Annotated in this window: 14 protein-coding genes; 3 read left to right on the forward strand and 11 right to left on the reverse strand. The window is 37.0% G+C overall.

The window, feature by feature from the left end:
- Positions 1–89: 89 nt before the first annotated feature.
- The 9 genes from AB3I12_RS07165 to AB3I12_RS07205 all read right to left on the reverse strand — a co-directional run bounded on the left by AB3I12_RS07165 (position 90) and on the right by AB3I12_RS07205 (position 10,583).
- Positions 90–971, reverse strand: a complete 882-nt coding sequence (locus AB3I12_RS07165; protein WP_010720021.1) for a ribose/proton symporter RbsU — start codon at positions 969–971, stop codon at positions 90–92.
- 23 nt (positions 972–994) lie between these two features.
- Entirely contained in the window at positions 995–1,390 is a 396-nt protein-coding gene (gene rbsD / locus AB3I12_RS07170) for a D-ribose pyranase (RefSeq protein ID WP_010720022.1), read from the reverse strand.
- A 17-nt stretch (positions 1,391–1,407) separates the two neighbouring features.
- Positions 1,408–2,316, reverse strand: a complete 909-nt coding sequence (rbsK, locus tag AB3I12_RS07175) for a ribokinase (RefSeq protein WP_010720023.1) — start codon at positions 2,314–2,316, stop codon at positions 1,408–1,410.
- A gap of 322 nt (positions 2,317–2,638) precedes the next feature.
- Positions 2,639–3,598, reverse strand: coding sequence for a mannose-6-phosphate isomerase, class I (gene manA, locus AB3I12_RS07180; protein ID WP_063626574.1), 960 nt, complete (start codon positions 3,596–3,598; stop codon positions 2,639–2,641).
- A gap of 38 nt (positions 3,599–3,636) precedes the next feature.
- Positions 3,637–4,662 carry a serine hydrolase gene (locus tag AB3I12_RS07185; RefSeq protein WP_010720025.1) on the reverse strand — a complete coding sequence of 342 codons (1,026 nt, stop codon included), beginning with the start codon at positions 4,660–4,662 and terminating at the stop codon, positions 3,637–3,639.
- A 589-nt stretch (positions 4,663–5,251) separates the two neighbouring features.
- Positions 5,252–6,100, reverse strand: coding sequence for a VOC family protein (locus tag AB3I12_RS07190; protein WP_010738419.1), 849 nt, complete (start codon positions 6,098–6,100; stop codon positions 5,252–5,254).
- Between the two features lie 209 nt (positions 6,101–6,309).
- Positions 6,310–8,199, reverse strand: a complete 1,890-nt coding sequence (locus AB3I12_RS07195) for an ABC transporter ATP-binding protein (RefSeq protein ID WP_063626571.1) — start codon at positions 8,197–8,199, stop codon at positions 6,310–6,312.
- Positions 8,196–9,923: an ABC transporter ATP-binding protein gene (locus AB3I12_RS07200; protein WP_034699574.1), complete on the reverse strand. Its 1,728-nt coding sequence runs from the start codon at positions 9,921–9,923 to the stop codon at positions 8,196–8,198. The genes AB3I12_RS07195 and AB3I12_RS07200 overlap by 4 nt, the downstream gene beginning before the upstream one ends.
- A gap of 15 nt (positions 9,924–9,938) precedes the next feature.
- Positions 9,939–10,583: a TetR/AcrR family transcriptional regulator gene (locus AB3I12_RS07205; protein WP_010720029.1), complete on the reverse strand. Its 645-nt coding sequence runs from the start codon at positions 10,581–10,583 to the stop codon at positions 9,939–9,941.
- Between the two features lie 218 nt (positions 10,584–10,801).
- Here AB3I12_RS07205 and AB3I12_RS07210 point away from each other — a divergent pair, with 218 nt between their 5' ends.
- Positions 10,802–11,422, forward strand: a complete 621-nt coding sequence (locus AB3I12_RS07210) for an NAD(P)H-dependent oxidoreductase (RefSeq protein WP_063626569.1) — start codon at positions 10,802–10,804, stop codon at positions 11,420–11,422.
- Positions 11,423–11,595: 173 nt separating this feature from the next.
- Here AB3I12_RS07210 and AB3I12_RS07215 read toward each other — a convergent pair whose 3' ends face one another.
- Together AB3I12_RS07215 and AB3I12_RS07220 are read right to left on the reverse strand one after the other, a co-directional pair.
- The gene (locus AB3I12_RS07215) at positions 11,596–12,750 is read right to left on the reverse strand and encodes an AI-2E family transporter (protein ID WP_010720031.1); all 1,155 of its coding nucleotides are present in this window, start codon (positions 12,748–12,750) and stop codon (positions 11,596–11,598) included.
- 8 nt (positions 12,751–12,758) lie between these two features.
- On the reverse strand, positions 12,759–13,112 hold the full coding sequence (locus AB3I12_RS07220) for a PTS glucitol/sorbitol transporter subunit IIA (protein ID WP_034699568.1): 354 nt from the start codon (positions 13,110–13,112) through the stop codon (positions 12,759–12,761).
- A 136-nt stretch (positions 13,113–13,248) separates the two neighbouring features.
- Between AB3I12_RS07220 and AB3I12_RS07225 the strand changes: the two genes are divergently transcribed.
- Both AB3I12_RS07225 and AB3I12_RS07230 read left to right on the forward strand, forming a co-directional pair.
- Positions 13,249–14,280, forward strand: a complete 1,032-nt coding sequence (locus AB3I12_RS07225; RefSeq protein ID WP_063626566.1) for a lactonase family protein — start codon at positions 13,249–13,251, stop codon at positions 14,278–14,280.
- 1 nt (position 14,281) lies between these two features.
- Entirely contained in the window at positions 14,282–14,443 is a 162-nt protein-coding gene (locus AB3I12_RS07230) for a hypothetical protein (RefSeq protein ID WP_010720034.1), read from the forward strand.
- The last annotated feature ends 216 nt before the right edge of the window (positions 14,444–14,659 follow it).

Consider the following 14,659-nt stretch of genomic DNA (forward strand, 5'->3'; position numbering starts at 1 on the left):
TTGCGATTCTTCCAAAAAAAATAAAAGACATTGATCAACTTAAGTCAATCAATGTCTTTCAGTTCAGCTTATTTTGTTTTGGGGAAGAGTTAGATCATTACAGTGATCGTAGCAGCAGCTAAAATCAAGACTAGTCCAATAACTGTAACAGTCATTTCTTTCTTGGTTTTCTTTTGTCCTAGGAACCAAATACCAGTCAGTGTCGCTAATACTACGGATGTTTGAGAAAGAATAAACCCTGTTGCTAACCCATTCATATCTGGTTGAGCTGAAATTAAATAAGTTAAAGCAGCGAAGGCAAAGAAAAATCCTGAAAAAATATGTTTATAAGAGACAACTTCGACAAACGCTGATTTTTCTTTAAAACTTAAAACAGCTGAATAAACAACAGCAACGATTACCATACCAATTGCTTGAGGTAAAAAGGCATGCATTCCATCAATTGAAGTTGCTTGAGGAGCTGCGGAATAAGCCCAGTAGCCGATTTCACCTACTGCTAACAAAAGGACCGCTTTTTTCAATAAGTTACTGCCTTCTGTATTTTTCTTTTCAGTCCAAACAGTCATCCAAGCACCTAAAATAATCAAAACTAAAGCAAAGGCACCCAAGACTTTCGCAGTAGCGCCAGGCCAATTTCCTAAAGCAAACACGCCCCACAATGAAGCCCCTAATAATTGAAAAGCAGTAGTAATAGGCATTGCACGAGAAGAACCAATCAAGGTAAAGGATTGGAATGTAATGATTTGGGCGATTGCCCAACCAACACCAGATAAGATTGAAAAAGTCAGGTCAGATCCTGTTGGTAACTCCATTCCTTTATATAAAGCAAAAACAATTGCAAAAATCAATGTTCCTAATGTTGAACCTAAAATTTGATTGACCGGACGTCCCCCGATCTTAGATGCGATCGTAGGATATAACCCCCAACCAAGTAGTGGGCCTAAGCCAATTAAAAGCGCGGTAGTATTCATGGTAGACTATTCCTCCTTCTTTTTTAAAAAACGACGCCGCTTTCTAAAATAATATTAGCATAAGGTGTCATTTCCCCCGTGCGAATAAACGCATGACACTGATTCAAATCAGCTTTCATTTTACTATGAGGGATAAAAGTAATAGGTGTTTCAGGTAGCCGTTGTTGAATTTCCGATAATACTTTAGGGTTTTCTGACTTGATTTCTTCAGCTAAATAAATACGTTGAACTTCTAACTCTTCAAGCACATTGTTCAAGACTTCCATAAAGCTTGGAATACCATTATCTACAGCCAAATCGATTTTTTCAGTTGTCATCGGCACGGGCATACCTGCATCACCGATACTTAATGTGTCAAAATGTCCCATTTGTGCGATTACACGAGAGATATCTGAATTGATTACTTTTGATTTTTTCATAATAAAAACGTCCTTTCTTAATTCAATTCTTGTTTATATGGAATAGAAGGTTGTGCGCCAAAACGTTGAACAGTCAAAGAAGAAGCTTTATTTCCATAGGTAATTGCTTCCTCTAAATTACTAAAATCAGTTGCTAACATGCTACTCATCGCACCAATGAATGTATCACCTGCAGCTGTCGTATCGACTGCATTCACTTTGAACGCTGGCACGATCCCATTTTTGCTGTTTTTAATCGAGTAAAATGCGCCTTTACTTCCGATCGTGATAATTACAACTTCGATTCCTAATTGATGTAAGTGAGCTGCAGCCTGTTTTAAGCTTTCTTCGTCCGTAATCGAAATCCCTGTTAAAATTTCTGTTTCTGTTTCATTAGGAATAATCATATCTGTTACTTTCAATAACTCTTCAGGCACATTTTCTAATGCTGGGGCAGGATTCAAAATTGTTTTTACTCCAACTTCTTTTGCTAGGTTAAAAGCTTCAATCGTACTTTCTATAGCGCTTTCAAACTGTGCGATGATAAAATCACTTTTTTCGATGATCGCTTTGTTTTGTCTAACTTGTTCTGGTGTAAACGCATTGTTCGCTCCGGCATGGATCATAATACTATTTTCCCCAGCATCATCAACGATGATGTAAGCTTGACCAGTCGCTTGGTTTTCAAGAGTTGCTACACCTTGTAAATTGATTTCTTCTTGTTCTAAAAGCTCAGCCATTGTTTTGCCAGCTTCATCGGTACCAATCGCTCCAATAAAATGAGTAGTAGCTTCTGAACGTCTTGCAGCAACTGCTTGGTTTGCTCCTTTTCCTCCGCCAGCTGAAAATGTTTCTTTCGTGTGTATCGTTTCTCCTGGCTTAGGCATATGTTTGACTCGGATGGTCCGATCTAAATTAATGCTACCGATAACTGTTACAGTGTTCATTCCTTCATCACTCCATATTACGTATTAATTGAATCAAACGCCATTCATCAATAATTAAAACGTTTTAACTCTACACCGAAAATATACCACAGATTGAAAGCTATTTCAAGAACCTATTTTTCCTAATTTTTTATTAGCAATCAGCAGCTTCATTTTTACCAGCATTCTAAAACAAAAAAGCTGAACACTTGTGCTGACTTGCTTCAGTTAGATCTTGGTCTAACTTAAGACATTCACAACACAAGGCTCAGTTTTTTTTATTTCACAACACCAATCAGAAAAAATAACCATCTGCAAAGTTAACTAATAAATCACTGATTCTTTATTTCGATGCTTTACCTGGTTCAGAGGCAATGATTGATAACTCTCCTTGAACCGTCCATTCTGTCACATCATTTGGTAAAATAAAACTTGCCCCTTTAGTTAATGGGTAAATTTTTTCATTAACAACTAACTCTCCTGCTCCATCGATTACTGTCGCTAATGTATAAGGTGCTTGTTTTTTAAATGATGTAATTCCTTTGATATCCCATTCATAAACATTAAAAAACTCGGTCTCTAAATACGTAACGATCGAAGAATTCCCTTTACGTACTTCTTTCATTTGAATCTGTGGCGTAATAGCTGGAACAGTTGTCACATCAATTGATTGTTGGATATGCAATTCACGCGTATTGCCATTGGCATCTTTACGGTCATAATCATATACACGATAAGTCGTGTCCGAGCTTTGTTGCGTTTCTAAAATCATGATCCCTTTACCAATTGCATGGATCGTTCCACTAGGGACATAGAAAAAGTCGCCTTTTTTAACTGGGACTTTTTTCAACAAGTCATCCCAACGACCCTCTTGGATCATCTCAGCAAGTTCTTCTCTTGTTTTTGCATGATGGCCATAAATGATTTCTGCTCTAGGTTCAGCATCAATGATATACCAACATTCTGTTTTTCCTAACTCACCTTCGTGCTTCATTCCATAAGCATCATCTGGATGGACTTGTACTGATAATTCATCTTCTGCATCTAAGATTTTAATTAATAATGGAAAGACAGGCTCAGTTGGGTTGCCAAACAATTCCTTGTGGTTTTGCCATAACTCGTCTAATTTTTGTCCTTGGTATTCACCGTTTTCAACGACACTTACACCATGTGGATGTGCGCTGATCGCCCAATCTTCACCGATTTTATCATTAGGTATATCAAATCCAAATACTGATCTTAAACGGCTGCCTCCCCAAATTTTTTCTTGAAAAACTGGTTTTAAAAACATAGGTTCTTGCATAGTTCAAACTCCTCTCAATGTTCATAGTTATTATAGCATCATTTTTTTAATAACGCTTTCTCTTTCAAAAATTTTTCAACAATTTCATCACGACAACGAATATAAGCTTCACGATGATCAGTTGGATGGATACGGTTTGATAAGAAAATAAATGCTTCTTGTTCAATAATGTCAATTAGTAAGAACGTGCCCGTATAACCAGTATGAAAAAGAATTGGTTGCTGTTGTTCTAATCCTTTTTTTAAATCCCATCCTAAGGAACGATTGCCTTTTTTCGTTGGCGTATGATCTTGTAAAAGTGAGCGAATCGTTTGTTCTTCTAAAAAACGCCCATTTTCAGCTTTCCCTAAATTCAAATACATTTTTACAAAGGTAATACTGTCCTCTAAATCAAGAAACAACCCAGCATTTCCTGCATGCTCAGCGAGTACTCTCGCTTTAGGATCATGTGTAACGCCCCGCAAAACCTCACCTGAAGCGAGTTGTTGTGTGGGAACAATTCTTTTAGAAGGATAAGGTAAAAACGTACTGTGCATCATCCCTAAAGGCGCTAATACTTGTTCTTCAAATAATTCTGTGGCTGGCTCTTGGAAAATCTCTTCAAGCATCAATCCTAATAAAATCGTGCCTGCATCTGTATATTTCACTAATTTCCCTAACTGATCACCAGGTTGAAGCTTTAAATAGGCTTCGATCAGCTGTTCTTGAGAGAGTTGATCTCGATTAGGAATCCAAGTTTCAATATTTGATGTATGAGTCAGTAAATGTCGTATCGTGATTGTTTCATTTTCAAAAGCCGGTAAATAATGGTGTAACGGTTTGTCTAAGTCGATTTTACCATCTTCCCACAAGCGTAACACTAGACTGGTGGTAGCGATCACTTTTGTTAAAGAAGCCACATCAAATAATAGATCTGCTGTCATTGGTTGGGTTTCAGGTACGATCTGTGCATGACCTGCTGAAAAAGTTTCAACATGCTTATGCTTAATAAACGCACCAACAACACCAGGATAATAACCTTCTTCAAGTTTATTTAAAATCAACTGTTTCGTTTCTGGGTACATTTTATTCTCCTTCTCTGTCGAAGAAATCAATTTTTGTTCATCATGCTAAGTCAAATCATATAGCTTTCTCTAAGAGGATGCAAGTAGATAAAGGTCGTGAAAACATCGGGTAGCTCCGATGACAATAAGAAAGAATTTTTTGAAACAGCTCCTCATGTTTTGAAAAATTCAGGCTTATTTCAAGGAGCTGATGTTTGAACGCCGTGGATAAAGGTCGTGAAAAGAGCGTTTTGCCCTGAGTAATAAGGAGGAAAATCTCGAAACAGCTTTCCATGTTTTGAGATTTTTTGACTTATTACCGAAGGGCAGCTCTTTGAACACCGTGGATTAGGTCGTGAAAGAAGCGGTCAGCTCCAATGACAATAAGAAAATTTTTTAAATCAACTTTTCTTCTATCCTCTTGTATCTTAGAGAAACTTCTTTAGTTGAAGAGTTGTTTCTGGTATCTCTTTATATATTGAACAAAAAATCAGCTTTCGATTTCCGTTGTTGCTTGTGATGCGCTTTTCCAAAAATGAACAAAAGCAAAAGCCCCTAAACATCAAATCGTTAGGAGCTATTTCTACCTATTCAATTATTTGTCTTCGCTTTATTTTTTGGCTTTTTTTGTATCGATCACAAACCACCATTCGATACCAATCGCATCATAAATTGTTAACACAGTATGTCTTTGATCGATAAAGAAGTCAACTGCAGTTTCATTTAAATGCTGAATCAACTGTTCCATGCTTTCTTGATCAATCACGAATTTCAAGAAATCTAAACCTAATACTTCATGAGTCGGCAATGCTAATGCCTCACTATTTGCTTCTGAGATTCCTACATGGAAGTTCCCTTCATTTAAAACATGTAATCCGTTCTTTTCTTCCCGAACTTTTAGTCCCAGTAAATCACTTAAAAAACGGCGTTCTTCTTCGCTATCAAAAACGTTTAAATGGATTTTTTCAAAGTAAGAATTAGCGGATAATTTTTTGTAACGCTCTTCTGACTTACGTAATAATGACTCTTGATCCATTGCTTCTGGTTGATTTCGTTCTTGAACATTGTCCTCTTCGTGATAAATTTCTAATTCGTTACCTTCTGGATCCTTAAGTAAGATCCCCATGCGCCCTTGATCTTCTAACGCATCTTCAATTGGATAGTTTGTTTTACGGATACGGGAAAGGATATCAGCCATTTCTGCTACCGTTGGAATAATCAATGAAAAACGTTTCAGTTTTTTGATTTCCCCAATGTAATCATGCGCTCTAGGACTTTCTTCTAGCAATAGCATCTCACTATTTTGCTCTTGTGTCCCTAAAATAGCTAATTCATTTTCTTCCCGTTTCAAATCAAAACCGATCGTATTTTTGTAAAAATCAATCATTTTATCTCTATCTTTAACCCGGATTGCTACACTTTTTAGGTAAGTAGTAGACCCCAATTTAAATTCTTTCATTTTTCTTGCTCCCCTCTACGTCCAGCTTTATTTTAACGATGCTTCACATTTCTTTCAAGCAATAAATGGGTTTTTATTAAAAAAAATGTGAGAATTTTCGCATTTTCCACGCAATACTGCAATTATTTTTAAATAACATTCATTATAATAAATAAAACGCATGGAACGCTTCAGATGCTCTTTCCATGCGTTTTACTATTAATGAATTGTTAAGAAACAGCTTCTTCGGAAAACTGGCTATTATATAAATCAGCATAAAATCCATCTTTTTCCATCAATTGATCATGATTTCCTGTTTCAACAATTGAACCATGGTTCATGACAATAATGTTATCGGCATCTCGAATGGTTGACAGACGGTGAGCTACTACAAAGCTTGTTCGATTTTCTAATAAACGATTCATCGCTTTTTGGATCAAAATCTCTGTCCGAGTATCCACACTAGAAGTTGCTTCATCAAGTATCAATACATCCGGATTAGCTAAAAATGCCCGAGCAATCGTGATTAACTGTCGTTGCCCTTGGGAGATGTTGCTGGCATCTTCATTTAATACCGTTTGATAACCTTCAGGCAGTTTGCGAACAAAGTCATCAACATGGGCAGCTTTGGCTGCTTCAATCACTTGTTCGTCAGTTGCATCATCGTTTCCGTATTTGATATTGTCGTAGATGCTACCTGTAAATAGCCATGTATCTTGCAGAACCATTGAAAATTGAGCACGTAAGTTATCTCGAGATAAATCTCTCGTATCTACCCCGTCATAACGGATACTTCCGCCAGAAACATCATAGAAACGTTCTAACAAGTTGATCAAGGTCGTTTTACCAGCACCAGTTGGACCAACAATTGCCACCATTTCTCCAGGTTTCACATCCAGATTAAAATCTGTCATCAATAGTTGATCTTTGGTATAACCGAATTGAACATTTTCAAAACGAACTTTATATGGTGTGTTCTCTTCAACAGGTAACCCAGATTTTTTATCAGACATTTCCTCTTCATCCAGCACTTCAAAAACCCGTTCCGCAGATGCAACAGTTGACTGGATCGTATTCATTAAACTTGCAAGTTGAGTAATCGGCTGTGAGAATTGTGTCGTATATTGTAAGAACGCTTGAACGTCCCCAAGTGTCATATTCCCATTTGCAACTTTGACCCCACCTAATACAGCAACAAATACATAGCCAAGATTTTTAACGAAGTTCATCAAAGGCATAATGATGGCAGAGATAAACTGGGCTTTCCACCCTGCAGCATATAACTTATCGTTTTCTTCTTCAAAAACTTCTTGGTCTTTGGCTGTATGATTGAAAGTTTTGACGATCGTATGACCACCATAGGTTTCTTCTACTTGGTTGTTTAAGAGACCTAAACTTTTTTGTTGCTCTGCAAAAAAGACTTGGGATTTTGGTGCAATGATCATCACGACGATCAAACTCAATGGAATCATCAGTAAAGCCACTAACGTCAATTGCCAACTAATAGAAAGCATCATAACGATGACACCGATCAAAGTAACTGCACTTGTTACAAACTGTGTTAAGTTTTGTTGAAGGGTACTGGCAATATTATCCATATCATTGATTGCACGAGACATGATGTCTCCATTTGTATGTGTATCATAATAAGAAATCGGTACACGATTCATTTTTGCTTCTAGATCATGACGTAACTCATAAACTGTTCGTTGCGATACTCGTGTCATAATAAATTGTTGCAAGAAATTGAATACTGCAGAAATCAAATACATCACAATAACCGTGGCGATGATTTGAGCAATTTTATCAAAATCAATTGGGAATTTAGAAATTTGTTGCCCCGCTTGCATTTGTTTTGCTCCAGCCATCACCCCATTAAAAATCTCAGTAGTTGCTCTCCCTAATACTTTTGGTGTTTGGATCTGGAAAATGACTGCTGCGATCGCTAATACAAATACAGCAATGATCGCAACCGAGCGTTTTGACATATAGCCAAATAAACGTTTCACTGTGCCCCAAAAATTCTTTGGTTTTTCTCCTTTTGCTCCAATGTTTCGACCGGGTCCGTGACCGCCGCCAGGCATTGGTCGTTGAGAAGGTTTGGTCGTTCCTTTACTCATGCTAGATCCTCCTCTCTTAATTGTGAATGAACGATTTCCTGATAGGTTTCATTCGTTTTAAGAAGTTCATCGTGTGTGCCTTTGCCAACTAGTTTTCCTTCATCAAGGACTAAGATCATATCCGCATCCATTACTGTACTTACTCGTTGTGCAACTAAAACCGTAATACTTTCTTTCATATTTTGTTTTAAAGCTTGACGTAATTTTGCATCTGTTTTAAAGTCCAAAGCCGAGAAAGAATCATCAAATACATAAATGTCAGCTGGTTTGACTAATGCTCGAGCAATCGCCAAACGTTGTCTTTGCCCACCAGAAAAATTTCCTCCGCCTTGTTCAACATGGCTGTCTAAGCCCTCTTCCATTTCTGAAACGAAGTCTTTGGCTTGGGCGATTTCTAACGCTTTCCAAATCATTTCATCAGTAGCATCTGCTTTGCCGTACTGCATGTTTTCTCTGATCGTGCCAGAGAACAACATGGCTTTTTGTGGAACAAAGCCCATCAATTCACGCAAATTATACTGAGTCATATCGGTAATACTTACACCATCAATCTTGATTGTTCCTGATTCGACATCGTATAGTCGTGGGATAAGGTTGACTAAAGTAGATTTACCCGAACCAGTTCCACCAATAATCGCAACAGTTTCGCCTGATTTTGCTGAAAAATCAATATCTTCTAATGCCAGCTTCTCAGCTCCATGGTACCGGTAGTTGACATGTTCAAATGAGATTGTGGCAGCTTTACCTGCAGGAGTCACCTCAGTTGGGTTCTCAGGATCTGAGATACCTACTTTTTCATCTAATACTTCATTGATCCGATCAGCAGAAGCTTGCGCTCGAGGGACCATGATAAAAATAGCTGAAAGCATCATAAAGCTAATTAAAATTTGCATAGCATACGTCATAAATGCAATTAGGTTTCCGACTTCTAACGTCATATCTGCTATGTAGTGTCCACCAAACCAAGTAATTGCTACGTTGGTTCCACTCATAATCAAAGTCATCATCGGCATCATCAATGCAACGATCGTGTTGACTTTAATTGCTGTATTTGTATAATCTTTGTTCGCTAAATCAAAACGATTTTCTTCAAAACGTGTCTTATCAAACGCTCGGATTACCCTTACCCCTGTTAATCCTTCACGAAACACTAGGTTCAAACGGTCTGTCTTCTTTTGCATGCTCTTGAATAGTGGTACCGCAAAAAACATGATTCCGCCGATCACCACTAGCATGATTGGAATAACTACTAAGAAAATTTTGGTTAATTGATGATCTTTTTGATAAGCAAGAAAGCTTGCGCCAACCAATGTGATCGGTGCATTGATCATCATTCTTAAAAACATTTGCGTAACCATCTGGATTTGTGTCACGTCATTAGTTGTACGGGTAATCAAGGATGCTGTACCATATTTGTCAAATGCATCTTTTGTTAAACTTTCAGATTTTTTATAAACATCGGTACGTAATTGCTTTCCTAATTTTTGTGACTCACGTGTAGCAAAAAAGGTATTTGCGATTGCTGCGATGATACTAATCAAAGAAAAACCGATCATAACAAAACCTGTTTGCCAAATATAATCAACATCACCTCGTGCTACACCTTTATCAATGATATTTGATGTGAGCGTCGGCAAATAAAGATCTGATAAAACTTGGATAACCATGAACAACGTGGCTGCAATAGCTGAAGTCAGTGAAATCCGTTTGACGATTTTTAGCATGTAATTCCCCTCTTTCTATTGATATACGCCGTCTTTCAACCATGATAGTTTTAATTTAAATTCTTTAATGGCATGATCCACGGAGTAATTTTCGTTTTTTGAAAATGATTTATAGGCATGAGCAATCGTAGTAAAGACGATATTCATGATCAATTGGATCAGTAGTTCCAGTTCATGATCATCGTTTACTTTCAGTGTCGTTCGATCAATCAATCCAATTAATTCTTTTGCCTCTTTTTGATGTTTTGCATGTGAATGACGCTGATCATCTTTTGTATGCGGCACGACTTTACGAGAAGCACGATAGTCCAAGTTCATGAAAAGATTACGATAAAAAGAAGCATTTTCCCCGACTAAAATCTCCCGAATGATTTTAGTAAAATAAAGCTCGAATCCTTCGAATAAATCCCCATCGACATCTTTTATCAGTTGGAACATATCTTTTGAACTATCACGTCGAACAGTTTCAAAATAATAATAGTAAAGATCCTCTTTGTCTTCAAAATACTGATAAAAACTACCTCTAGGGATTTCTGCGATCTTCACGATATTTGCGATGGAAGCATCTTTTAATGGTACTCTAGAAAATTCAATCCTAGCTGCTTCTAATAAACGTTTCTGCTTTTCCTCTGGTAGATGAAAAAAAGTTTTCGTAGGCATCTTTTTCCTCCTTCCTAAAATGACACTCTGTCACATGACACTATGTCATTATAACACCAAGAAGATGTTTTGCAATGCTTTTCCATATTTTTTTCATGAAAAGACTAAAAAAATTCATAATTAAAAATCGAACCTTAAAAAAACTTGATAGCCTTTTCTCTTTCAAGTAAACTAGCTATGTTAGTCAGATAACAAGTCAGCTTAAAGGAGAGAATATTATGGCATCAGTTTTAGTAGTAAAAGGGCACCCATTAACTGCACAGGAATCACGTTCAGTTAAAGCATTAACAACTTTTTTAACTAGTTACAAAGAAAATCATCCGGAAGATGAAGTGACTGTTTTAGAGCTTTATCGTGATGATATCCCAGAAATCGATGAAGAATTACTTTCAGGATGGGAAACACTTCGGGCAGGTGCTGAGTTCTCTACTTTGTCTGAAAGTCAACAACAAAAAATTGCTCGTTTCAATGAATTGACCGACCAATTTCTTGCTGCAGACAAGATCGTTATTGCGAATGCTTTATGGAACTTGAATATCCCAACAAAATTAAAAGCTTGGTTTGACACCGTCAATGTCGCTGGCAAGACATTCCGTTATACTGAAAACGGACCAGAAGGATTAGTTTCTGGTAAAAAAGCTTTGCACATCCAATCCAACGGAGGCATTTATAACGGTCAAGACTTCGCTTCTCAATATGTCAAAGGCATCTTAAACTTTGTCGGTATCGATCAAGTGGATCAATTATTTATTGAAGGTATCGACTATACCCCTGACCGTGCAGAAGAATTGATGCAATCAGCTTTAGATAAAGCTGCAGCATTTGGTCAAACGTTCTAATAAAAGCTACTTGCAGGTTTACTATAAAGTTAGTCCCTTACTAACTTTGATTGCTGCATAGCGAGTACCTAAAAATTTCTTAAAAAATTAAAAAAAAACGAAGAATCTCGAAAATAGTTAAACTATTTTCGCTTTCTTCGTTTTTTAGTCATGTGTTTTTAGTGCACAATTGGTTAGTCACTTTGTTTTTCTTCATATAAACTAGAGATAGTTGTATACCATTCAAAAACATGTGAGATAACCACTTTTGCTGCAGCATATACTGGAATACCTAAAATCACACCGACGATTCCAAACAGCTTCCCAGAAGTTAATAAAACTAATAAGATCGTGACCGGATGGATCGCCAATTGATTCCCTAAGACTAATGGAGAAATCAATCGTCCTTCAATCGTTTGTTCTAAAGCAAATACGATCAATACTTTGATCAACATGATCGGTCCCGCCACGATTCCTAAGAATACGGCCGGAATCATTGCTAAAAATGAGCCTAGATAGGGAATCAAATTTAAAAAACCGGCAATGATCCCTAAGGTGACTGCATAATCGAGTCCAATGATCGCAAATCCAATCATAAACATGATCGCTACTGCAAAAGCCACCGTCAATTGTCCACGGATATAAGAAGAAACTTGATCGTTCATTTCACTTAATACTTTCAAAGTTGGTTTTCGCATACGTGTTGGTAGGAAATTCACAAAATAAGGGGCAAGTTGCTTGCCATCTTTCAATAAGTAGAAAAGGATAAACGGCATAGTTAGCAAAGCAACAATAATCGTAGCAACTGCTCCCACAAAACTTCCTAAACTTTGAACCGTACTTTTTGAAATATCTTGGAGCATATCACCTGCTGAACTCATGAACTTATCGCCAGTAGCTTCCAATTGTTCCCTAAATTGGTTGAATAGAGGATCTCTTAGTATTTCTGTCAATTTATTATCGATCGTATCCACATATTGAGGAAAATGATTGATAAAACTCACGGTTTGCTCTTGGATTTTAGGAATGATTACCACTGTTCCCCAAGCAATCAGTGCCACGACTAATACAAATAACCCGATGATGCTATAGAGCCTTGGAACTTGGCGCTTTTCCAAATAGTCAACAACTGGATTCATCAAATAATACAAAATTGCCGCTAAAATAATGGGTAAGCCAACGATCGCCAGGAATTGCCAGATCGGGGCAAATAGATAGGACACCTTAGTAAATAAAAAAACGATCAATAAGATCAAAAGTACTACTAATAACGCAGTAACGACTTGATTATTTAAAAACCATCGCCAAAACCAAGAGACTGGTTTTGATCGCTTGTTTTTTCCTTCCATAATCTCACCTACTTGTATTTGATTTGTGTACCGACATGAATCTCAGGTAACTGATGTGGTGTTAAGTAAAGACCGTTCACAATACTATTTTCCTCAGAATAATGATCAAAGATCAGCGTAACATGCCCTACTGTGTTTAAATTTTCATTTGCTAATCTTCCCACATGTTCAATCTGATATTCTTGTTGATCAAAAAAAAGTGAATCCCCTTTTTTTAATGAAAATTTTTCGGTAGAAGTAATCTTTTGGATCACTGAATAGTTACGTAGTGTAGTTGTTGCTGTTCGATCAAATAAAATCAAGATCGGTTCTTGTTCACTTACTGCATTTTCTCCGATTTCTTTGATGGTTGCATGAATCATTTTATTCTCTCCTTTGTTACAAATTCTGTCGCTCAATTCTATATTCAGTATAACATATTCTCATTGTTTAACTCTCCTGTTTGAAATGTGCTAAAATAAACAAGGAACCTATTTCATACATTCTAGGAGGGATAAAATGAAAGAAAAAATCATTTTAGGGACGTACACAAGACGTGTGAGTGAAGGAATTTATACTATTGAATTAGATACAGAAAAAGCAGAAGTCTCAGGATTGAAGCTAGCTGTAAGAGAAAATAGTCCAACTTACTTAGCAAAAAGTGAAGCTGGTAATCTTTATAACGTCACAAGTCTGGACGGTTTAGGTGGGATTGGGGCTTACGATCAAGAATTCCATTTTTTGAATGCGGTAACAGAATCAGGCGCTCCTTTATGTTACGTTGCAGTTGATGAATCTCGTCAATTAGTATATGGTGCTAATTATCATAAAGGTGAAGTCAATGTTTATCGTATTCTAGACGATGGAGGTCTCGAAGCAACTGATGCCGTTTTTCATCAAGAAGCAACTGGTCCTCATAAAAATCAAGACCATGCACATGTCCATTATACTGATTTAACTCCAGACAACCGCTTAGTGGTTTGTGACCTAGGAACGGATCGGGTCTATACGTACGATGTATCTGATCAAGGAAAATTAACTATAGTTTCTGAATTTGTGGCAGAACCTGGAACTGGTCCCCGCCACCTTGTCTTCCATCCTGCAAATGAAACCATTGCTTACCTATTTGGTGAACTTGATAGTACTGTTCGTGTGCTTTCGTATAATAAATCCCAAGGCAGCTTTGAAGAAAAACAAAAAATTAGTACACTACCAGATGATTTTCAAGGAGAAAATGGTGGTGCTGCAATTCGTATTTCAGATGATGGTCGATTTGTATATGCTTCCAATCGTGGCCATAACTCAATTGCAGTCTTTGCAGTTTCTGAAAAGGATCAACTGTTGGAATGTATCCAAATTATTTCTACTGAAGGCGATTTCCCTAGAGATTTCGCTTTAGATCCTACGAACGACTATGTCTTATGTGCCAATCAAAATACCGATAATCTTACGCTTTTCGCGCGAAATAAAGAGACTGGTTTACTAGAATTACGCCAAAAAGACATCTATGCACCAGAATGTGTCTGTGTTTATTTTGAAAAGGAGCAGTAACATGAACAAAGATGAAGTATTGGATCGATTACGGGAAGAGTTAGAAATCCCTTTTTTCCAAGGAAAGTTAGAAGAAAAAGAATATAGTGAAGCAGATTATCAAAAATTAAAACAAGATTTACTTCAATATTTTGATGATTATGTCAGAAATGTTGAAAATTAAATAAATAATCGGAAAAGTACTACTTGATTTGATCATGAAGAAAAAACTCGAAACAACTTTTTCACGTTTCGAGTTTTTTGGCTTAGTGCTGAAACTCCGCTGGGTATATTATTTGTTCATCTGAACTACATTGTTTTCGGTGAACGATTTGTTGAGAGCAGCCTCTATAAGTTGAACTTGAATATGGAGGGATTGAGTTGAACTGAGACAAACGAT

The organism is Enterococcus sp. C65 (assembly GCF_040887165.1).
Lineage (GTDB): Bacteria > Bacillota > Bacilli > Lactobacillales > Enterococcaceae > Enterococcus_B > Enterococcus_B hirae.